Consider the following 18,618-nt stretch of genomic DNA (forward strand, 5'->3'; position numbering starts at 1 on the left):
GCTTGACGAGGGTCAACGCCGGGTTCAGCCCAGTTGCTGGGCGGCCGCGAACAGATTGGTGCAGCGGGTGCCGGTACGGCAATAGGCCAGCACGGGACCCGGCAAGGTGCGCAGCAGCTCCGCGAAACGGACGACATCGGCGGCCGTCATGGCGCTGCCCACGACCGGCTGGTATTCGATCTTGAGGCCGGCGGCCTGCGCGGCCCGGGACACATCGGCGGCGGTCGGCTGGTCTGGACCGCCTTCGAAATCAGGACGGTTGATGATGACGCTTTTGTAGCCGGCGGCGGCAACATCGGCCATGTCGTCGGGACCCAGTTGCGGGGCGACGGCAAAGTTCTGGGTCAGAGGCTTGATGGGTGCGGACATGACGATTCCTTCAATGGCTTCAACGTAATAGCTGCATATTATTGATTGTAGGAGCCGTTTTGCGCGAAGAGTTTTTCCAATTCGGTCCAGACACCCCGATGATCGGCGATGGACACCGAAAATCGCAGCATGGTGGACGGCGCCTGCGACGGCGAGAACAGCGTGCCCGGGGCCAGCAGCATGCCGCGGTCGGCCGCCTCGCGGGCCAGCACTTCGGTATCGCGTCCGCAATCCGCCCAGACGAACATGCCCGCGTGCGGCTCGTGGTGTACGGTCAACCCCAATTTCAGCAGCCCCTTCATGCAGCGCTGGCGGGCGTCATCGACCCTCAGGCGCACGCGTTCGATGTGGCGCCGGTACTGCCCTTCCATGAGCACCCGGTGTACCACGCGCTCGCCCAGCTCGGGCGAGGTCAGGCCGGCCAGCATCTTCAGGTCGGCCAGCTTTTGCAGTACGTCGGCGTTGGCGGCCACATAGCCCACGCGCAAGCTGGCGGCCAGCATCTTGGAATAGCCGCCTACCAGGATCACGCGGTTCAGGCGGTCCAGCGTCGCCAGTTTCATGGCGCCGCCCGGATGCAGTTCACCATAGGTGTCGTCCTCGACCACCATGAAATCATGCCGTTCGGCGATACGCAGGATGCCGTACGCCGCCCCCGCCGACAGCGTGTGGCCAGTGGGGTTATGGACCGCGCCGTTGATGATGAAGAGCTTGGGCTTGTGTTGCGCGGCCAGTTGTTCCAGCAGCGCGATGTCGGGACCGTCCGGGCCGCGCGGCACGCCGATCAGGCGCGCCCCGAATGCGGCCAGCCGGCCGAAGATGACGAACCAGGCGGGGTCCTCGACCAGGACGGTGTCGCCTGGCTTGACCAGGTGCCGCGCGATCAGGTCCAGCCCGTGGGTGACCCCGTTGGTGGTCAGCAGATTGAGTTCGGGATGAGCCGGCACGCCATCGTTCTGCAGGGACGCGGCAATCTGCTGGCGCAGGGGCGCGAACCCCTGCGGATGACCGTAACTGACCAGATTCGCGCGCACCGAACGCCCCACCGCCCGCACGGCGCCCGCCACCATTTCCGGATCCATCCAGTCCGCGGGCAGCAGGCCGGCTCCAGCTGGCATGCAGGGTGCGCTGGATTCGCGAAACATGCTGCGCAGCAGCCAGGCGATGTCCACGCGGGCGGGCGGCACCAGGGAATTGGGCGCGACGGCAGCCACCGCGGCCAGGGGGCCGCTGCGCGCCCGCACGAAAAACCCCGCGCCCCGGCGCGACTGGACCAGCCCGCGCGCGACCAGCCGGTCGTAGGCCTCGACCACTGTGAAGCGGCTGACGCCGGATTGTTCGGCCATTTTGCGTATGGACGGCAGGCGGGTGCCCGGCCGCAGGCCCTGCTCGTCGATGCGGCGGGCCAGGCCATCGGCCAGTTGCGCCACCAGAGTGGCATCGGCCTGGCGCACGGGCTGCCAAGGCAGGGAAGAAGACGGGGCGGGAGCAACTGTCATGGAGATTTGACCAGGCCAGTGATTAAAGTGATATGCCAATGTGTACCGGTACTGTACCGATAACTATGCGTAGAGTGACAGCAATATCGAAAGCCCGCAACCGCGGGTAGCCTCAACCCCGCCCTGCCCAATCTGGTGCTGTCATGACCCGTCCCGCGTTTTATCCCCCATCCCCGGCCGTCCCCGCCGCGGCCTCTCCCTGGGAAGGCTATGGCTACGGCCTGCTGGGCGTGCTGGTCTTTTCGCTGACCCTGCCCATGACGCGGCTGGCGGTCACCGAGCTGGCGCCCCTGCTGGTCGGCCTGGGGCGCGCGCTGGTCGCCGCCGTGCCCGCCATTGCCCTGCTGTGGTTCACGCGCAGCCGCCGCCCCAATCGCCAGGAATGGCCGGGCGTCATCCTGGCGGCGCTGGGCATCGTGGTGGGCTGGCCGCTGGCCTCGTCGCTCGCGATGCAGACCGTGTCGTCTTCCCACGGCGCGGTGTTCAACGGACTGCTGCCGCTATCGACGGCGGCCTTTGCCGCGCTGCGCAGCGGCGAGCGCCCCTCGCCCGCGTTCTGGGGCTGGGCTATCGTAGGAGCCGTACTGGTCACGACTTATGCCCTGCGCCAGGGCGATGGCGCGCTATCGGCGGGCGACCTGTGGCTGCTGGTGGCGGTGGTGCTGGGCGGGATGGGGTATGCCGAGGGCGCGCGGGCCTCGCGCACGCTGGGCGGATGGCGCACCATATGCTGGGCGCTGGCGATCAGCGCGCCCGTGGTCGCGGCGCCGGTGGGCTGGATGGCCGCGCAGGCCGCGTGGCCCAGCGCGCTGGTTGTGTCCGCCTGCGCCTATCTGGCGTTCGGCTCGATGTTCCTGGGCTTCTTCGCCTGGTATCGCGGCTTGGCGGCGGGCGGCATCGCCCGGGTGGGACAAGTGCAATTGCTGCAGCCCTTCCTGACCGTGGTGGCTGCCGCATTGCTGTTTGGCGAATCGGTGGAAGCGGCAACATTCCTGTTCGCCGTCGCCGTGATTGTCGTTATTGCTGGCGGACGCCGCGCCATCGTCAGGACCTCGAAATGAGCTTGTTTCCCTTCAATATTGCCGACGTGCCCCTGGCGTCGCTGTCGCTGCTGGGCCCCCTGGCGCTGTTCGCGCTGGTCAGTTCGATCACGCCCGGCCCGAACAATGTGATGCTGGCTTCGTCCGGGCTGAACTTCGGCTTTCGCCGCAGCCTGCCGCATCTGCTGGGCGTGAACCTGGGCTTCACCCTGATGATCTTCCTGGTGGGGCTCGGCCTGGGCTCGGTCTTTCAGCAGGTGCCCGAGCTGTACACGGTCTTGAAATACGCGGGCGCCGCATATTTGCTGTACCTGGCCTGGAAGATTGCAAATTCGGGCCGCATGGACGAGGGCCAGGCGCGCGGCAAGCCTTTCACTTTCCTGCAGGCGGCCGCCTTCCAGTGGGTCAATCCCAAGGCCTGGGTGATGGCCGTGGGCGTCGTGGCGACCTATACCCCGCAGAACGGCTTCTTCGCGAACCTGATCATCGCCACGATCGTCTGCGGCATCGTCAATCTGCCCAGCATCGGGATCTGGGTGACGTTCGGCACGGCGCTGCGCCGCGTCCTGCATCGGCCCGGCGCGATCCGCGCCTTCAACGTGGGCATGGCCCTGCTGCTGGTGGCGTCCCTGTACCCCGTTGCGCTGGAACTGCTGCGCTGATCCGGTTTTCACGCCTTGGCCGGGCCCGTTCCCGGCGCCGTGCCGAAAACCGGGCACCCGGGGTATGCTGATGCCGGAACCCGCCGGCCCGTCCCCGGTCAGACAAATCATGCGCGCCCTGCCCCGATTCTCGTCCCGCCGACTCTTCGTCGCCGCCCTGCTTGCCGCCTCCGGCGTGGTCGGCTGCACCCAACTGGATTCCTGGCAGCGCCAGACCATCTTCTCTCCTCAGGCCGAACCGCAGACCTGGTGGCGCGAGCCCGCCGCCGGCACCGAGGTGTTCGACCTGGCGCTGGCCAACGGCGACAAGGTGCGCACCTGGTATTGGCAAAGTCCGAAGGCGGGCGCGCCTACCGTGCTGTACCTGCACGGCGCGCGCTGGAACCTGAACGGCAGCGCCTTCCGCATCGACGGCTGGACCCGCATGGGCTATTCGGTCTTGGCGATCGACTACCGCGGTTTCGGGGCTTCCACCCCGCGCCTGCCGTCCGAAGAGAGCGCGCTGGAAGACGCGATGGCGGGCTTGAAGGAACTGGCGCGGCGCCAGCCAGACCCGGCGCGCCGCTTCGTCTATGGGCACAGCCTGGGCGGCGCGATCGCCATCGACCTGGCCGCCCGTCCCGAGCAGCCGGACTTTGCCGGCCTGATCGTGGAGTCCAGTTTCACCAGCATCGGCGCGATGCTGTCCACCCTGCGCTGGGGCAAGGTGCCGGGGGCCAGCCTGCTGGTCACGCAGCCGTTTGCCTCGGTGGACAAGCTGGCGCAGATGCATACCCCCATGTTGTTCATGCACGGCACCGCCGACCGCGTCGTGCCCCACACGATGAGCGACGAGCTTTTCGCCGCTGCCCGCAACGTGGCGCCGGACCTGAAGCGGCTGGTCAAGATCGAAGGCGCCTCGCATTCGGGCGCCTTCCGCAGCGGCACGCAGTACGAAGCCGCCGTAAAGACCTTCATGCAGGACGCCAGCCGGGCCTATCAGCGCAAGAAGGGCTGAGCCGGCGCCGTCCGCGCCATTGCGGGGCGCGGACGCGGTCCGGACGCCCCGGGCCAAAACCTGAGCCCAGGCCCACGCTCAAGGCGATTGCGTCGCCTCGGCGGGCGAGGCGTCGGTACGGCCTCGGGCCAGCCACGCCATGACCCGGGGACGGGCGCGGTCATAAGCCAGGTTGTAGAAAAAGGCATACGGCAGGTAGAACAGCACCAGGGCGATGTCCAGCACGAAGGCTTCCCACAGGCTGATGCTGAGCCACCAGGCCGCCAGCGGGATCACGATGAGGATCAGGCCCAGCTCGAAGCCGAATGCGTGCACGACGCGCACCCGAAAGCTGCGCGTCCAGCCCAGCCGGTTTTCGATCCGGTCGAAGCCGGCGTTGTAGATCATGTTCCAGACCAGCGCGATCCAGGCGATCACGGCGGTCAGCACCCCCATTTCGAACAGGGACTTGCCCATGGCCCACGCCGCGATCGGCGCGCACAGGCCGATGGCCAGGATCTCGAACAAAAAGGCGTGGAGGAATCGTTCTTTAAGCGTTTTTTTGGCTTGCGTCATGACCCACCTGAGGTCGGTTGCTACTGAATGGAAGCCATTTTCGACGATATTTCCGGTACGATAAAGATACTATCCATCGGAAAATCCGATAACAAACTGGCATCTCCCCATGCGCCATTCCCTGGAATCCCTGGCGGCGTTCGCGCAGGTCGCGTCCGAAGGATCGTTTTCCGCCGCTGCCCGCAAGCTGGGTAAAAGCCAGTCCACCATCAGCGAAACCATCGCCAACCTGGAGGTGGACCTGAACGTGACGCTATTCGACCGCAGCCAGCGGCAGCCTTCGTTGACCGAGGCCGGCCAGGTGATGCTGGGGCAGGCCCTGCAGGTATTGGCCGCCAACGACAGGCTGAACCGCAGCGCCAGCCAATTATCCGAAGGACTGGAGCCACGGCTTACCGTGGTGCTTTCGGACACCTTCCAGTCGCAGACCTTCGAAACCATGCTCAGCCAGATCGACCGGCGCTATCCCGCGCTGCGCTTCGAATGCCTGATCGCCGAATACGAGGACGTGGTGGCGCTGGTGCAGCAGGGCCGCGCGCATGTGGGGCTGATGGCTGCGCAGGAAACCTATCCGCCCGATGTAGCGCACGCCTGCCTGGCCGAAGTGTCCGAAATCGTGCTGTGCGTGGGCCGGGGCCATCCCCTGGCCAGCCTGCCCTCGGTGACGGCCGATCATCTGAAGGCCGAACGCGAGCTGCGCCTGAGCACCTACGAACTGGACGACAAGGAAGCCACGCCCGCACATTCCACCTGGTCGGCGCCTGGCTATCTGATGCTGCTGGAAATGGCCAGCCTGGGGTTCGGCTGGACCGAATTGCCGCGCTGGATGATCCAGCGCTTCGGCCGGGATCAGTTGGTGGAATTGAAGGTGCCGGGATGGCCTCGGCACATCCGGGTCGATGCGGTGTGGTCGACGCGCCGCGCGCTGGGGCCGGCGGGCGCCTGGCTGCTCGAGAGCCTGACGCGGGGGTAGGCGCCGGTTCGCGCCGCCGTTCAATGTGTCGCGGCGCGCAGGCGCGCGATGCGCACGCCATTGGCGCTGAGCCAGTCGCCCAGCTTGGGGCTGGCCAGCACATCGAACTCGGCCCGCCGCTGACGCGCCATGGCACTGACATCCTTGCCGTCCAGCGCGGGATGGCACATGACCAGATCGCCGTCGCGCGCATTGAACAGCCAGTTCTGCAGCAGGCCCGAGTAGCGCCGCTTGCCTCCGTCGAAGCCGTAGACGCCCAGCAGGCGGCGGTTGGTCCGCAAGCCGTTCTCTCGCGCTTCGCGCGCCAGCGCCGCCGCCCCTAACCCGCCGATCAAGCGCGCCTTGATCGATTCCTTCAATGGAATCCCGCACTGCATGCCGGGCGCGGTCTGGCGCAGCCACGGCCTGCGGGGTCCGTAGCGATGCTTGAGCAGCGCGACCACGCGATCGCGGATGCCGGGAAGTTGATGCACGTGTTGATGCCCGTCGACGTAGTCGGGTGCGCGGCCGAATGCCGCTTCGAAGGCGTCGAACTGGCGGACGAGCTGCGCGTCGATCCACGCGGCATCGAGCAGACGCGCGTAGGCTTTCAGGATCAGCCTGCCCAGCGCCGGCATCGGCGCATCGCCGGGGCTCAGCGCTTCCGTGAAGTTCACGTGCAGGCCGACGTCCACGTCCAGCGCGTCCAGCCGGTGCGCGTTCGCGGCGAAGGTGGGACCCTGCGCGAGGCAGCTTACCGCGCTGACCCGGCCCATGCCGGCCAGTGCGATCATGCCCCCGTCGATGTCGGCATTCATGCCAAAATCATCCCCGCAGACCACTACGCGCTTGCTCATCGCTTCTCCTTTGCACAACGTTTCTTCACCGCCCCCATGCGCACCCTGCTCCGGCAAATCAGCCTTTTCGTCGCCGTCGGCTGTGCCGCGGCGGCCACCCATTGGGCCGTTGCCGTGGGCTGCGTGGAGGCCTTCGGCGCCCCGCCGCTGGCCGCCAACCTGATCGGCTGGCTGGCCGCCTTCATCGTGTCCTTCAGCGGCCATTACCGCCTTACGTTCCGACATTCGCCTATACCCTGGACCATAGCGGTCCGCCGTTACTTTCTTGTTTCAGCCATCGGCTTCGCGATCAATGAATCCGCTTATGCCTGGCTGCTGCACGCCACCCGCATTCCCTACGACACGCTGCTGGCCTTGATCCTGATCGCGCTGGCGTTCGCCACCTTCATCGCAAGCCGGTTGTGGGCGTTCCGCCACAAACCCGCTGCCTGAGGGCCGCGTCCACATCCAATCGCCACATCGCATGTTTCACGCCGCTGACCGCGGCGTGCAGTCCTTGCAACGGCGTGTAGACCGCGCCGTCCTCGTGGTTGCCCCAGACCCAGAAGCGCGCGCCTTCCGGCGCCGCGCACAGCCGGGCATTGAACTGCGCGGCGCTGATCAGCACCTGCTGTCCGGTCGCCGGATCGAACCGGGCGGCGTCATAGAGTTCCTTGCGCCAGTTATCCCGAACCGGCACTTCGGGATTGATCCAGTCATCCACCACCCAGGTGGGCCGGGGAGCGCGCGCATACAGCGCCAGATCGAAGGGATAGGCGTGCAGGGACACAAAGGTGTCGTCCGGCCGCGCCTGCTCCCGCACAAGTTTTGCCAGGGGCGCCGCGCTACCGCGCGCAGCGGTGGCGGCCACGCCCACCGCGATGACGCATACAGCGGCCGCGGCCGCCGCGCCGATGCCCACCAGCCGCGGCGTGACGGAACCGGCTTCAGCGCGCCACGCCGCCAGGATCACCTCCGCCAGCAGGAAAGCCAGCGGCGCCAGCGCGGGCAGCACGTAGCCGATCAGCTTGGAATGCGGCAGGGAAAAGAACAGCACCACGACGGCGAACCAGATGACCGCCAGGCGCCGCAGATCGCGCGCGGCCCCCTCGGCCCAGAATGCGCGGCGCAGGATGCCGCCGCCCCATAGCGACCAAGGCAGGCTCAAGCCGGCCAGCACCGGCAGGTAGAACCAGAAGGGCTGGGCATTGTTGAAGCCGCCGGCGGCAAAGCGCTGGAAGTGCTGATAGACGAAGAAATAGTCATAGAAACCGGGATACCGGAGCTGCATCAGCACGAACCAGGGCGCCGCGACCGCAAGGAACACGAGCAGCGCGGGGGGCCAGACCAGCGCGGACAGGCCGCGCCAGCGCCGCCCCCACAGCAGCCAGATCAGCATGATGGCGCCGGGCAGCACCAGTCCGATCAAGCCCTTGGCCAGCACCGCCAGCGCGGCCAGCGCGGCGGCGGCCACCGACATCCAGCGATGGGCCTGGCCGCGCTCGGCGCGCAGCACGGTTTCGGTCGCGGCCAGCACGCACAACGTGATCATGCCCGCGACCAGCATGTCCAGGTTCGCGAACTGCGCGCCGCCGTAGAAGAACGGCATGGTGGACAGGATCAACACCGTCATCGTGGCGGCGGCGGCGTCGCGATGGCGCCGCACGAAGACATACATCGCCGCGGCGGAGCCCCACGCGGCCAGCCAGGACGGCACCCGCGCCGCCCAAGGGTGCGCGCCGAACACCGAAAACGACAGTTCTGTCAGCCAGTAGTACAGCGGCGGCTTGTGGAAATAGGGCATGCCGTCCAGCAGCGGCACCGCGTGGGACCCGCTGCGCAGCATGTCCCAGGCGACGCCGGCATAGCGGCCTTCGTCAGGCAGCGTCAAGGGACGCAGCCAGGCCAGCCAGGCCAGCCATACGCCGACGGCAAGCAGAAACCGTCCTGCCGGCGGGGTCCAGAGGGAGCCCGCCGGGGGGGTGGAGGCCCGCATGGTCAGCCCCGCGCCTTGCCGGAGGGACGCCCCTGGCGCCGTCGCACGACGAAGAGCGGGCGGCCTTTCACCTCATCGAAGATCCGGGCCACGTATTCGCCCACCACGCCAAGCGAGATCAGGTTGACGCCGGCAAAGAAAAGCACCGCGGTCACGATCGTCGTCCAGCCGGAGACCGGGTTGCCGGACATCAGATAGTCGCCCACCAAAAACGCCGCATAGGCCAGCGCCATGACGGCAAATGCCACGCCCACCAGGCTCACCAGGCGCAACGGCCACGTCGTGAAGGCGGTCAGGCCATCCAGGGCCAGGCGAAACAGGCGCAGTCCCCCGAAGCGGCTGGCGCCGTGCATGCGTTCGTCGGGCGTATAGGGTAGCGCTTCGCCTTTGAAGCCAACCCAGGCGTACAGGCCCTTCATGAAGCGGGTGCGTTCGGGCAAGGCATTCAGCGCATCCACCACGCCCCGGTCCATCAGCCGGAAGTCTCCCGCATGCGCGGGCACATCCACTCCGCGCGCGCTGCTGAGCAGCCTGTAGAACCAGCGTGCGCCGGAACGCTTGAGCCAAGACTCGCCGGTACGGGTCTGGCGTACGGCATAGACCATTTCCGCGCCGGCGGCCCAGCGGGCAAGCATCTGTTCGATCAAGGCCGGCGGATGCTGCAGATCGGCATCCAGGCAGATCACCACATTGCCGCTGGCGGCTTCAAGGCCCGCGCTGAGCGCGGCTTCCTTGCCAAAATTGCGGGACAGCTGCACGTAGCGGAAGCCGTCGTGTTCGGCCCATTCCTCCATCAGCGCTTCGGTGCCGTCCGTGCTGCCGTCATCGGCCACGATGATCTCCCAGCTCGTGCATAGCGCGGCAAGGCGGTTACGCAGCGCGGGCAGCAGCACGCGCAGGTTCTCGACTTCATTCAGGCTGGGAATGACGCAGGTCACGCGGGTGTCATAGGGCACGTTCGCCGCCGGCGCCGGCCAGACCGATTTCAGGGGTAGCGGTTTGGCCAGCACGGGCTGCGCAAGGGAATCGGACCGGAATTGGATGTGCATAAGACTCTGAATACGGAATGCGGGACTCGATGCCCAGCAGTATGCGCAGGGCGTCGTCGAATTTTCATGAAATGCCGCCCCTCGCTAAAATGCCCCGAATCCGTGTGTATGCAGGTCGTCATGCCATACCGAATCCGCCCCATGCAGGCCAGCGATGTCGACGCCGTCCTGTATGCCCAGGCCCTGGCCTACCCCCGCTTCCTGCTCGAAAGCGCCGATTTCTTCCTGAACCGGCTGAACCTCGCCCCGTCGTATTGCTGGGTCGCGCAGGCGGCGCCGTCCGACGCCCGCGCGGGCCTGCTGGGCTACCTGATTTCCTACCCGTGGGACGCCGGCTTGCCTCCCGCCCTGGACGTGGCGCTGGCCGCGCTGCCGGGCGGCGCCGACCATTGGTTCCTGCACGACTGCGCGGTCGTGCCGTCCGCCCATGGGCTGGGCGTGGGGCAGGCGCTGGTCCGCACGGCCGCCCAGGGCGCGGCTGACAATGGCTTGCGGCACGCCAGCCTGGTGTCGCTGGAATCCGCGGTGGGCTACTGGCGGCGCCATGGCTACGCGCCCGTCGATGTCCGGAGCGGCGTACTGGCCGAAAAGCTGGCCGGGTATGGCGGCAACGCGTGTTACATGTCGCGCGCGCTTGCCGGCACGTTCCCCGTTTCTTCTCCAGACGCCGTAAGATAGGTCACGCAGCCAGCGAGCGATGCGGCAGCAACGGTTCGGATAGTTTGAATTTGCTGCGCCCCGGCGGGGCGCGAAGGTTCCTATGATTTCCCTTTCGCCCGTTCAATCCCTCCTCGCGTCCTGTCTTGTGCTCGTTATCGGGCGCGTAATGACATCCCGGATAGGGCTGCTGGCCCGGTACAGCATTCCCGACCCCATCGTCGGCGGCTTGCTATTCGCGGTGCTCGCGTATCTGCTGGCGACCTGGGGCGGCGTGTCCGTTGCGCTGGAAACCAGCATCAAGCCCACGTTGTTGCTGCTGTTCTTCGGCTGCATCGGGCTCACCGCGAACCTCAAGCTGCTGGCCAAGGGCGGCCCCCGGCTGATCGCCTTCCTGCTGGCGCTCATTCCGTTCCTGGTGCTGCAGAACGCGGTCGGACTGGGCATGGCTTGGCTGCTGGACATGCATCCGCTGATGGGCCTGCTGGGCGGCACGATCACGCTGGTGGGCGGCCATGGAACGGGCGCGGCCTATGCAACGCGGTTCGCCGATTTCAACAACATCCAGGATGTGATGCCGCTGGCCATGACGGCGGCCACGCTGGGCCTCGTACTGGGCGGCATCGTGGGCGGCCCGGTGGCGGAATGGATCATGCGGCGGCACAAGTTGTCCGGCAGTCTCGATCACGCCGCCGGCGCCGGTCAATCCGCGCCCGATCTGAACGAAGATCGGCAGCCGCCCAACCCCGGCTCGTTCATCATGTCCCTGACCGCGGCCTTTGTCTGCCTGGTCGTGGGCGGCCTGCTGGCGGCCCTGGTCGAGGACGCGCCGGTCAGCCTGCCCAACTTTCTGTGGTGCCTGGCGACCGGCGTGCTCATCCGCAATGCGGGCCCCCTCGTGGGTATCAAGCTGGACGACCGCGCCACCGACATCATCGGCACGATTGCCCTGTCCCTGTTCCTTGCCATGACGATGATGACGCTGGACCTGTCCAGCGTGGCGCGGCTGGCCGGTCCGCTGGCCCTGATGCTGGCGGTGCAGACGCTGTTCTGCGCGTTGTACGCCGCGTGGGTGGTGTTCCGCCTGCTCAAGCGCGACTACGAAGCGGCCATCATGTCGGCGGCTTTCTGCGGCTTTGCGCTGGGCGCGACGGCCACGGCCATCGCCAACATGCAGGCGCTGACGCGCCGCCATGGCCCCGCGCCCGAGGCCTTCATCGTCGTGCCGGTCACCGGCGCGTTCCTGGTCGATATCCTGAACGTGATCGTCCTGACGTCGCTGATCTCCTTGCCGTTCGTGGGAGGGATGTAAGCATGTTCAAACGCCTTGTCATTCTTGCGCTTTGCCTGCTGCTGGCGGCCTGCGGCCGCGCGCCCGACGCCGACGCGCTGCGCGCCGACGTGGAACGCAGCCTGGCCTCCACCTATGGCCCGGGCGTGTTCGGCGTCGCCGACCTCCGGCGCATGGGTTCTGCCAGGGACAGCACCGCGCCCGCGGGCGAGACCCGTCGCGTGGTCTATTACAACGTCGAACTGAAACTTGGCCGCGATATCTCGCTGGGCGCCTGGGACCAGCCCGGCGCCGCATCGCTGGTGACCCTGCTGGGGGCCGGCCCGCGCAGCATCACCGGCGTCAAGTCCGGCGGCAACCTGGCCGGAGACCGCATCGTGGCGCACGCCAGCGCCATCTACCGGCAAGAAGACGGCGCCTGGAAGCTCGTGACGCCAGCCGGATTCAAGGCCGCGGAGGCCCCCTCGCTGGACACCGGCGCCCCGCCGACGGTGACGCGCCAGTTGCTGGATACGCTGGACCAGATCACCCATTCCGTCGCCTACACCGCCTCCGGCACTGCGCAGCACGTGGTCCAGCAAGAACTGGAGCGTTCGGTGGCGCGTATCAATGGCCGCTTGTCCCGGCTGCAGCAGGGCTATCCGCTGGCGGGCGGCCCGGACCGCGGCGAATACCTGGCCTTTGCCCGCGCCCTGAGCGACGTGGCGCGGGCCCGGCAGATCCGAGTGGCGCCCCTTATTACCGGCGGCGGCGCGGACAACATCGCGCTGCTGCGCAGCGGCGACGCCGTGGTCGCCCTGGCCCAGGCCGATACCGCCCAGCAGGCCTACGAAGGCAAGGGCCCGTTCGCCGCACAGGGCCCGTTCACGGGCTTGCGCGCCCTGGGCAGCCTGTACCCGGAAATGGTCCACATCGTCGTGCGCGACGATCCCGCGCTGCGCGGGGTGCAAGACCTCAAGGGCAAGACCATCGCGCTGGGCCCCGAGGGGTCGGCGGTGCGCACCACTCTGGAGGCCGTGCTGGCGGCGCATGGCCTGCAGGCCGGGCGCGACTACCAGGTGGTGGACACCGCGTTCGCGGCTGCGCTGCCCGCGCTGCACTCCGGCGCCGTGCACGCTGCCGCCCAGGTGATCGGCGTACCGGCCGCGCCGCTGCGCGACGCGCTGATCCCGGCGCAGCTCAAGCTCCTGCCCTTGGACCCTGCCGCCATCAAGACGCTGACGGCGGGAAACAACGCGCTGATGCCGCTGGACATCGCCGCCGGCACCTATCCCAATCAGCCGGAGCGCATTCCCACCGTCGGCACGGCCGCGCTGATGCTCACCACCACCGACCTGACCCGAGACGAGGCGCTGGTGGTTGTGCGCGCCGTCTACCAGACCGGCCAGGACCTGCTGGCCGCCGGCTCCGCCCAGGGCTCCCAGGTGTCGGTGGCCACCGCCCGGCGCGGGCTGACCGTGCCGCTGCACGACGGCGCGGAAGAAGGCATCGCCGGGCTGGAGCACGCCAAACCGCGCTGAGGCCGGTTGCGCTTATGATGGCGCTCCTTATCAGGAATTCTCATGAATAAATTCGATCTTCAAAAGACCCAGGCCTTGAAGCTGGCTGGCCAGCTCAAGCAGTCCGCCACGCCGGACCGCTTCGGTACGGCCTCGCAGGCGCCCGACCGCCGCGAGCAACGCAAGCTGGATCAAGCCGCCGGCCTGGTGCCGTTCCCGCTGAAACTGTCGCAGGCGCACGCCGACAAGCTGCGCGCCCTGGCGGCGGAACGCGGCGTCTCGACCAACGACATCGTGGCCGACGTGCTGCAAAAAGCGCTGGACGAACAAGCCTGATGCACATCTGGGTCGATGCGGACGCCTGCCCCGCGGTCATCAAGGACATCCTGTTCCGCGCGGCGCAGCGCTGGCAGGTGCCGTTGACGCTGGTGGCCAACCAGGCGCTCTACACCCCGCCTTCGCCCCTGATCCGCGCCGTGCAGGTGCCGCGCGGCTTCGACGTGGCCGATGCGCACATCGTCGAACGCGCGGACAAGGGCGACCTGGTCATTACCGGGGACATCCCGCTGGCCGCGCAGGTGCTGGAAAAAGGCGCGATGGCGCTCAATCCCCGCGGCGAACGCTATTCGCCCGAGACCATCCGCGAACGGCTGGCGGTGCGGGACATGATGGAAGAACTGCGCGCAAGCGGCGTGGACACGGGCGGCCCGCCCACGTTCAGCCAGGCCGACCGCAAGGCCTTCGCCAACCAGCTCGACACCCTGCTGGCGCGGGTTGCGCGCCAAACGGCACAGAAGGGCTGAACGGGGTCGCGGGGCGTCAATAGAAGGTGATGTAGGCCTTATACAGAATGGAGCCGATGGCCGTGATGAGGCCCAGGCCCATCAATCCCATGCCGAGATTGCGATCACGCAGCCCGAAACCCACCAGCATGAGCGCGACGCCCGTGACGATGATGATCAACATGGTGTTGGTGCTGGTATGCATAGAGGTCTCCGGTTGGCACGGCGCAGGACCACGGGGGTACTGACTTCATGATAGACAAGGCAGGAAACGAGGCCCCGCAACGGCGTGCCGCCTGCTTGCGCGAGATCAAGCGCCGGCGGCTTGCTTTGACTGCCACGCCGAAGGGCACTGGCGGAAGGGGCAAACCCGGGGCCGCCGAACGGTTACAGACCGTCCGCGCAAAACCCGTCCCGGCAAAAAGTGGCATCCCTCACGGTCTACTCTTGTAGTATAAAGTGCACGCCCTCGCCTACCCTTTGATTCCAGACCGCTGGCTTGCTTGAGCTGGGCAGAATTTTCCGGGTGGCGCTTGAAGCCCTGCTTCGCACGGCGGACGGCCAAAGCCGCCCGATTTTCGCGAATTCAGCTGCCTGCATCGGTCTGCCTGCCGACCGAGGAAAGCGCCTTGTGGCGCTTGCGCCTGGTTTGAACACGCCGCCGGCTTGAAGCCGCTCGAAAATGGCCGTGTATCGATGCATGCATGCCTGAACCCATTTAGATGGACTAATGACGCTATGACAAACAAGCTGGACGTTCATGTTGCTGCATACCAAGGGGACAATCTCTACGATTTCGACAACGAGATTCTCTTGACCTGGTATCCGCAGCGGATCCTGCATCACGCCGGGTCAGCGCGCTCTTTGCTTGAACTGGGGCTGGGCCACGGCTATACCACCGACATCTTCTCCTCCCGCTTCGAGCGCCACGTCGTGCTGGAAGGCTCCCCGGCGGTGATCGGCAATTTTCGTGAAAAGCACCCGGACTGCCGCGCCGAAATCGTCGAAACCTGGTTCGAGAACTTCGCCACCGACGAACGCTTCGATGTCATCGTGATGGGTTTCATCCTGGAGCACGTCGACGACCCCGTATTGATTCTGCGCCGCTTCCGCGATTTTCTCGCCCCCGGCGGCAAAATGTTCCTGGCGGTGCCCAACGCCGAAGTGATGAATCGCCGGCTGGGTAATCTGGCCGGGCTGCTCGACGATGTGACCACCCTGTCCGACAACGACGTGCTCCTCGGCCACAAGCGCTACTACGACGTGGCGACGTTCAGCGCCGACATCACGCAGGCGGGCTGCGGCGTGGACCTGCTGGAGGGCATTTACCTGAAGCCCTTCACCACGGCCCAGATCACTTCCCTTCACCTGGACCGCAAGATCATCGACGCGCTGTGCCAACTTGGCATTGGCTACCCGGAACTCAGTTGCGGCCTGCTTGCGGAGATTTCGGTCCGATGAAGATACTTCTCGCGGGTGGCACTTCTATGTTGGCGCAGGCGCTACGCCCTGCGCTGGCGCCTTTTGCCGAAGTCCTTACGGCGGGGCGCAGCGGCTGCGATATGGAATTGGACCTGGCCTGGCCTGCCGAGCGCATGGCGCTTCCGGCGGGCCTGGATGCGGTCATTCATCTTGGGGCGCATTTTGGCGGACAGAGTTTCGCCGATATGCTGGCCGCCGAAGACGTGAACGTGTTGGGCGCACTGAAGCTGGCCGACGCCTGCGTCCGCGCTGGCGTGGGTCAATTGGTACAGGTTTCCAGCATTTTCGCGGCCCTCGACCAGGATTCTCCGTTCCACAACGTCTATGCCCTGTCCAAGCGCCACGGCGAAGAACTGACGCAGCTCTATTGCCGAAGCGCCGGCTTGCCCTTGGCGATCGTGCGTCCGGCACAAATGTATGGCGAAGGCGAATCCTTCCGCCGCCACCAGCCGTTCGTGTACATGCTTCTGGACCGCGCGCAACGCGGCGAAGACATCGTCCTTAACGGCAACCACGACGCCCAGCGCAATTACATACACATTGCGGATGTGGCCGAAGTCTTGGCCCGCGTGGTGCAACAGCGCGTTGAAGGCCGCTACGATTGCGCCAGTCTGTCCAACGCACGCTTTTCCGAAATCGCGGCGGCGGCGATCGCCGCCTTTGGCAGCGCTGGCACGGTCCGCTTCGATCCGTCCAAACCGGACACTCGCGACAACGCCTTTGCCTCGGATGATTCGCTCTATCAACGGATCGATTACTTCCCGCGTATTTCGCTGACGGAAGGATTTGCTCGCGAGGCGGCGCGCAGAAGGGCCTTGCCATGAACCAGGTGCGGTTGCCAGATCGCTACCCGCGTCGGCTGGCGGTTGATTAAGGCGAGATGGGGAAGATTTACATGTTCAGATGGAAAAAACTCGGCAAAGTATTCGATCCCAAGGATCTGACCACGCCGACCTGGATGCACGAATTCGCGCAGTCGCCCTCGGTGCTGATCGCGGACACTTACGTGCGGGTTTATTTCTGCTCGCGTCCCGCTCCCGGGCCGGATGGGCAGTATCTCAGCTATATCTCCTACATTGACCTCGATCGCGGCAATCTGCAGCGGGTGCTTCGAGTCTGCGAGGAACCGGTACTGCCGCTGGGAAATTACGGCACCTTCGACGAATTCGGCACCTATCCGGTATCGGTGATCCGCAACGGCGACGAGATCCGCGCCTACTACGCCGGCTGGACGCGCTGCGAATCGGTGCCTTTCAATGCCGCCATCGGCCTGGCCGTCAGCCGGGACGGCGGGGAAACCTTCCAGCGCCTGGGCGAAGGCCCGGTGCTGCCCTACTCCCCGGATGAACCTTTCCTGCTCGGCAGCCCGCGTATCCGCAACTTCAACGGACGCTGGCAGCTCTGGTATGTGGCGGGCAAGGAGTGGAGGATGACCGACGGCAAGCCGGAGCCGGTGTACAAGATACGCATGGCGACCTCCGACAACGGCATCGACTGGGTCAAGCTGGGCCAGGATCTGATCGCCGACAAGCTGGGCGAGCATGAATGCCAGGCATGCCCGGACGTGATCTTCCGCGAGGGCCAGTACCACATGTTCTTTTCGTACCGCGATATCCGGAACTACAAGGGCAGCGAGGGCGGCTACCGCATCGGATATGCCGTGTCGGCCGACATGGTGAACTGGCAGCGCAACGATGACCTGGTAGATATCAACTTGTCCGAAACGGGCTGGGATTCGGAAATGGTCAACTATCCGCATGTCTTCGAATTGGACGGCGCCACCTACATGCTGTATCAGGGCAATGGCATGGGACGCGCTGGCTTCGGATTGGCGGTGCTGGAATCGAAGAGCGTATGAAAGCAGCGATGAAATGGAAGAAGCTGGGCAAATTGTTCGATCCGACCGAACACACCCTGCTCGAGAATGGCGCCGGATTTGCCCAGTCGCCTCAGACGCTGGTACTGGCGGACCGGGTTCGGGTGTACTTTTCCACTCGCGAACGCGATAGCGTCGGCAAGTACCTGAGCCACATCGCCTATGCCGATTTTTCGCGCGACATGAGCCGCTTGCTTGGCGTATCCACGCAGCCTGTGCTGCCCTTGGGCGGGCTGGGTTGTTTCGATGAGCATGGCATTTTCCCGATCAACGTTCTCCAGGATGGAGATCGGGTGCTGGCCTACACGACCGGCTGGAACCGCAAGGTGTCGGTATCGGCGGACGCCTCGATCGGCCTTGCCATCAGCCATGACGCCGGACAGACTTTCCAGCGCCACGGCACGGGCCCGGTGCTGACGGCCTCGCTGAACGAGCCGTTCCTGGTGGCGGATGCCTTCGTGCAGCGCTACGGCGACGTCTATCACATGTGGTACATCTACGGCACCAAGTGGCAGAAGTTCAGTGAAACCGCCCCGCCGGACCGCGTCTACAAAATTGCCCACGCCACCTCGGCGGATGGCATCGACTGGCGGCGCGATGGACGACAGATCATCAGCGACCGGCTGAACGCCGACGAGTGTCAGGCGCTTCCCACGGTGATCGCCCTGGACGGCGTCTACCACATGTATTTCTGCTACCGCCAGGCCTATGGGTTCCGGCAGGACCCCAGCCGCGGCTATCGCATTGGCTACGCCCATTCCACCGACCTGGAACACTGGGTGCGCGATGACAGCTTGGCGGGCATAGACGTTTCCGCTGAAGGCTGGGACGCGCAGATGCAATGCTATCCCCACCTGTTCCAGGTGGATGGCAAGGCGTACCTGCTCTACAACGGCAACGAGTTCGGACGCCATGGATTTGGCATCGCCGTACTGGACAGATAAATACGCCGGATGATGGACCGCCCCGCGGCAGCGGCGGGATTTAGCGGCAGCGGCGGGATTCAACGGCAGTGGCGGGTGCAGCCTGGGCCTGTCCGCGCTGCCCGCTTTCTTTGCCCGCCGTCACTCCCCGCT

21 protein-coding genes are annotated in these 18,618 nt (G+C 66.1%); 14 read left to right on the forward strand and 7 right to left on the reverse strand.

The window, feature by feature from the left end; all coding sequences use genetic code 11:
• Positions 1-24: 24 nt before the first annotated feature.
• Together ASE30_RS24585 and ASE30_RS24590 are read right to left on the reverse strand one after the other, a co-directional pair.
• On the reverse strand, positions 25-369 hold the full coding sequence (locus ASE30_RS24585) for a TIGR01244 family sulfur transferase (RefSeq protein ID WP_057286882.1): 345 nt from the start codon (positions 367-369) through the stop codon (positions 25-27).
• 38 nt (positions 370-407) lie between these two features.
• Positions 408-1,868, reverse strand: a complete 1,461-nt coding sequence (locus tag ASE30_RS24590) for a PLP-dependent aminotransferase family protein (RefSeq protein WP_057286883.1) — start codon at positions 1,866-1,868, stop codon at positions 408-410.
• A 143-nt stretch (positions 1,869-2,011) separates the two neighbouring features.
• Between ASE30_RS24590 and ASE30_RS24595 the strand changes: the two genes are divergently transcribed.
• The 3 genes from ASE30_RS24595 to ASE30_RS24605 all read left to right on the forward strand — a co-directional run bounded on the left by ASE30_RS24595 (position 2,012) and on the right by ASE30_RS24605 (position 4,567).
• Positions 2,012-2,929 (forward strand): DMT family transporter, encoded by a 918-nt coding sequence (locus ASE30_RS24595; RefSeq protein WP_057286884.1) that lies wholly within the window; start codon positions 2,012-2,014, stop codon positions 2,927-2,929.
• Positions 2,926-3,570 (forward strand): LysE family translocator, encoded by a 645-nt coding sequence (locus ASE30_RS24600; RefSeq protein WP_057286885.1) that lies wholly within the window; start codon positions 2,926-2,928, stop codon positions 3,568-3,570. The genes ASE30_RS24595 and ASE30_RS24600 overlap by 4 nt, the downstream gene beginning before the upstream one ends.
• A gap of 109 nt (positions 3,571-3,679) precedes the next feature.
• Complete coding sequence (locus ASE30_RS24605) at positions 3,680-4,567, forward strand: alpha/beta hydrolase (protein WP_057287060.1); 888 nt, start codon at positions 3,680-3,682, stop codon at positions 4,565-4,567.
• A 78-nt stretch (positions 4,568-4,645) separates the two neighbouring features.
• Here ASE30_RS24605 and ASE30_RS24610 read toward each other — a convergent pair whose 3' ends face one another.
• Positions 4,646-5,122: a multidrug/biocide efflux PACE transporter gene (locus ASE30_RS24610; protein ID WP_057286886.1), complete on the reverse strand. Its 477-nt coding sequence runs from the start codon at positions 5,120-5,122 to the stop codon at positions 4,646-4,648.
• 109 nt (positions 5,123-5,231) lie between these two features.
• Here ASE30_RS24610 and ASE30_RS24615 point away from each other — a divergent pair, with 109 nt between their 5' ends.
• A complete protein-coding gene (locus tag ASE30_RS24615; RefSeq protein ID WP_057286887.1) occupies positions 5,232-6,095 on the forward strand; it encodes a LysR family transcriptional regulator in 864 nt (287 codons plus the stop codon).
• A 20-nt stretch (positions 6,096-6,115) separates the two neighbouring features.
• Here ASE30_RS24615 and ASE30_RS24620 read toward each other — a convergent pair whose 3' ends face one another.
• A complete protein-coding gene (locus tag ASE30_RS24620; RefSeq protein WP_082601718.1) occupies positions 6,116-6,931 on the reverse strand; it encodes a ChbG/HpnK family deacetylase in 816 nt (271 codons plus the stop codon).
• 36 nt (positions 6,932-6,967) lie between these two features.
• Here ASE30_RS24620 and ASE30_RS24625 point away from each other — a divergent pair, with 36 nt between their 5' ends.
• On the forward strand, positions 6,968-7,363 hold the full coding sequence (locus ASE30_RS24625) for a GtrA family protein (protein ID WP_082601719.1): 396 nt from the start codon (positions 6,968-6,970) through the stop codon (positions 7,361-7,363).
• Here the strand turns inward: ASE30_RS24625 and ASE30_RS24630 are convergent.
• Entirely contained in the window at positions 7,317-8,906 is a 1,590-nt protein-coding gene (locus tag ASE30_RS24630) for a glycosyltransferase family 39 protein (protein WP_057286889.1), read from the reverse strand. The two genes, ASE30_RS24625 and ASE30_RS24630, sit on opposite strands and share 47 nt — an antisense overlap.
• A 2-nt stretch (positions 8,907-8,908) precedes the next feature.
• Positions 8,909-9,955 carry a glycosyltransferase family 2 protein gene (locus ASE30_RS24635; protein WP_057286890.1) on the reverse strand — a complete coding sequence of 349 codons (1,047 nt, stop codon included), beginning with the start codon at positions 9,953-9,955 and terminating at the stop codon, positions 8,909-8,911.
• A gap of 141 nt (positions 9,956-10,096) precedes the next feature.
• On the opposite strand from ASE30_RS24635, the gene ASE30_RS24640 reads away from it, so the two are divergent.
• From ASE30_RS24640 to ASE30_RS24660, 5 genes are all read left to right on the forward strand, one after another.
• Positions 10,097-10,633, forward strand: coding sequence for a GNAT family N-acetyltransferase (locus tag ASE30_RS24640; RefSeq protein WP_082601720.1), 537 nt, complete (start codon positions 10,097-10,099; stop codon positions 10,631-10,633).
• A gap of 82 nt (positions 10,634-10,715) precedes the next feature.
• Entirely contained in the window at positions 10,716-11,924 is a 1,209-nt protein-coding gene (gltS, locus tag ASE30_RS24645; RefSeq protein ID WP_057286891.1) for a sodium/glutamate symporter, read from the forward strand.
• A 2-nt stretch (positions 11,925-11,926) separates the two neighbouring features.
• Positions 11,927-13,423, forward strand: a complete 1,497-nt coding sequence (locus ASE30_RS24650; protein ID WP_057286892.1) for a TAXI family TRAP transporter solute-binding subunit — start codon at positions 11,927-11,929, stop codon at positions 13,421-13,423.
• A gap of 42 nt (positions 13,424-13,465) precedes the next feature.
• Positions 13,466-13,738: a hypothetical protein gene (locus tag ASE30_RS24655; protein WP_057286893.1), complete on the forward strand. Its 273-nt coding sequence runs from the start codon at positions 13,466-13,468 to the stop codon at positions 13,736-13,738.
• Entirely contained in the window at positions 13,738-14,205 is a 468-nt protein-coding gene (locus ASE30_RS24660) for a YaiI/YqxD family protein (protein ID WP_057286894.1), read from the forward strand. Before ASE30_RS24655 ends, ASE30_RS24660 begins: the two co-directional genes overlap by 1 nt.
• 16 nt (positions 14,206-14,221) lie before the next feature.
• On the opposite strand, the gene ASE30_RS29305 is transcribed toward ASE30_RS24660, so the two are convergent.
• Positions 14,222-14,389, reverse strand: a complete 168-nt coding sequence (locus ASE30_RS29305; protein ID WP_200964478.1) for a hypothetical protein — start codon at positions 14,387-14,389, stop codon at positions 14,222-14,224.
• Positions 14,390-14,922: 533 nt separating this feature from the next.
• On the opposite strand from ASE30_RS29305, the gene ASE30_RS24665 reads away from it, so the two are divergent.
• The 4 genes from ASE30_RS24665 to ASE30_RS24680 all read left to right on the forward strand — a co-directional run bounded on the left by ASE30_RS24665 (position 14,923) and on the right by ASE30_RS24680 (position 18,486).
• Complete coding sequence (locus ASE30_RS24665) at positions 14,923-15,645, forward strand: bifunctional 2-polyprenyl-6-hydroxyphenol methylase/3-demethylubiquinol 3-O-methyltransferase UbiG (protein ID WP_057286895.1); 723 nt, start codon at positions 14,923-14,925, stop codon at positions 15,643-15,645.
• Positions 15,642-16,490, forward strand: a complete 849-nt coding sequence (locus ASE30_RS24670) for an NAD(P)-dependent oxidoreductase (protein WP_082601721.1) — start codon at positions 15,642-15,644, stop codon at positions 16,488-16,490. Before ASE30_RS24665 ends, ASE30_RS24670 begins: the two co-directional genes overlap by 4 nt.
• 71 nt (positions 16,491-16,561) lie before the next feature.
• The gene (locus ASE30_RS24675; RefSeq protein WP_057287063.1) at positions 16,562-17,524 is read left to right on the forward strand and encodes a hypothetical protein; all 963 of its coding nucleotides are present in this window, start codon (positions 16,562-16,564) and stop codon (positions 17,522-17,524) included.
• An 8-nt stretch (positions 17,525-17,532) separates the two neighbouring features.
• On the forward strand, positions 17,533-18,486 hold the full coding sequence (locus ASE30_RS24680) for a hypothetical protein (protein ID WP_057286897.1): 954 nt from the start codon (positions 17,533-17,535) through the stop codon (positions 18,484-18,486).
• Positions 18,487-18,618 lie beyond the last annotated feature (132 nt).

The sequence above is a fragment of the Achromobacter sp. Root83 genome, from assembly GCF_001428845.1.
In the GTDB taxonomy this organism is placed as follows: Bacteria; Pseudomonadota; Gammaproteobacteria; order Burkholderiales; family Burkholderiaceae_B; genus Achromobacter.

What these genes read in the sequence shown, in the direction of transcription:
- ASE30_RS24655 (WP_057286893.1), top strand. Translation starts at nt 13,466, where the DNA reads ATGAATAAATTCGATCTTCAAAAGACCCAGGCCTTGAAGCTGGCTGGC.
- ASE30_RS24650 (WP_057286892.1), top strand. Translation starts at nt 11,927, where the DNA reads ATGTTCAAACGCCTTGTCATTCTTGCGCTTTGCCTGCTGCTGGCGGCC.
- ASE30_RS24670 (WP_082601721.1), top strand. Translation starts at nt 15,642, where the DNA reads ATGAAGATACTTCTCGCGGGTGGCACTTCTATGTTGGCGCAGGCGCTA.
- ASE30_RS24620 (WP_082601718.1), bottom strand. Translation starts at nt 6,931, where the DNA reads ATGAGCAAGCGCGTAGTGGTCTGCGGGGATGATTTTGGCATGAATGCC.
- ASE30_RS24615 (WP_057286887.1), top strand. Translation starts at nt 5,232, where the DNA reads ATGCGCCATTCCCTGGAATCCCTGGCGGCGTTCGCGCAGGTCGCGTCC.
- gltS (WP_057286891.1), top strand. Translation starts at nt 10,716, where the DNA reads ATGATTTCCCTTTCGCCCGTTCAATCCCTCCTCGCGTCCTGTCTTGTG.
- ASE30_RS24630 (WP_057286889.1), bottom strand. Translation starts at nt 8,906, where the DNA reads ATGCGGGCCTCCACCCCCCCGGCGGGCTCCCTCTGGACCCCGCCGGCA.
- ASE30_RS24590 (WP_057286883.1), bottom strand. Translation starts at nt 1,868, where the DNA reads ATGACAGTTGCTCCCGCCCCGTCTTCTTCCCTGCCTTGGCAGCCCGTG.
- ASE30_RS24585 (WP_057286882.1), bottom strand. Translation starts at nt 369, where the DNA reads ATGTCCGCACCCATCAAGCCTCTGACCCAGAACTTTGCCGTCGCCCCG.
- ASE30_RS29305 (WP_200964478.1), bottom strand. Translation starts at nt 14,389, where the DNA reads ATGCATACCAGCACCAACACCATGTTGATCATCATCGTCACGGGCGTC.
- ASE30_RS24640 (WP_082601720.1), top strand. Translation starts at nt 10,097, where the DNA reads ATGCAGGCCAGCGATGTCGACGCCGTCCTGTATGCCCAGGCCCTGGCC.
- ASE30_RS24600 (WP_057286885.1), top strand. Translation starts at nt 2,926, where the DNA reads ATGAGCTTGTTTCCCTTCAATATTGCCGACGTGCCCCTGGCGTCGCTG.
- ASE30_RS24660 (WP_057286894.1), top strand. Translation starts at nt 13,738, where the DNA reads ATGCACATCTGGGTCGATGCGGACGCCTGCCCCGCGGTCATCAAGGAC.
- ASE30_RS24595 (WP_057286884.1), top strand. Translation starts at nt 2,012, where the DNA reads ATGACCCGTCCCGCGTTTTATCCCCCATCCCCGGCCGTCCCCGCCGCG.
- ASE30_RS24680 (WP_057286897.1), top strand. Translation starts at nt 17,533, where the DNA reads ATGAAATGGAAGAAGCTGGGCAAATTGTTCGATCCGACCGAACACACC.
- ASE30_RS24675 (WP_057287063.1), top strand. Translation starts at nt 16,562, where the DNA reads ATGTTCAGATGGAAAAAACTCGGCAAAGTATTCGATCCCAAGGATCTG.
- ASE30_RS24625 (WP_082601719.1), top strand. Translation starts at nt 6,968, where the DNA reads ATGCGCACCCTGCTCCGGCAAATCAGCCTTTTCGTCGCCGTCGGCTGT.
- ASE30_RS24635 (WP_057286890.1), bottom strand. Translation starts at nt 9,955, where the DNA reads ATGCACATCCAATTCCGGTCCGATTCCCTTGCGCAGCCCGTGCTGGCC.
- ASE30_RS24605 (WP_057287060.1), top strand. Translation starts at nt 3,680, where the DNA reads ATGCGCGCCCTGCCCCGATTCTCGTCCCGCCGACTCTTCGTCGCCGCC.
- ASE30_RS24665 (WP_057286895.1), top strand. Translation starts at nt 14,923, where the DNA reads ATGACAAACAAGCTGGACGTTCATGTTGCTGCATACCAAGGGGACAAT.
- ASE30_RS24610 (WP_057286886.1), bottom strand. Translation starts at nt 5,122, where the DNA reads ATGACGCAAGCCAAAAAAACGCTTAAAGAACGATTCCTCCACGCCTTT.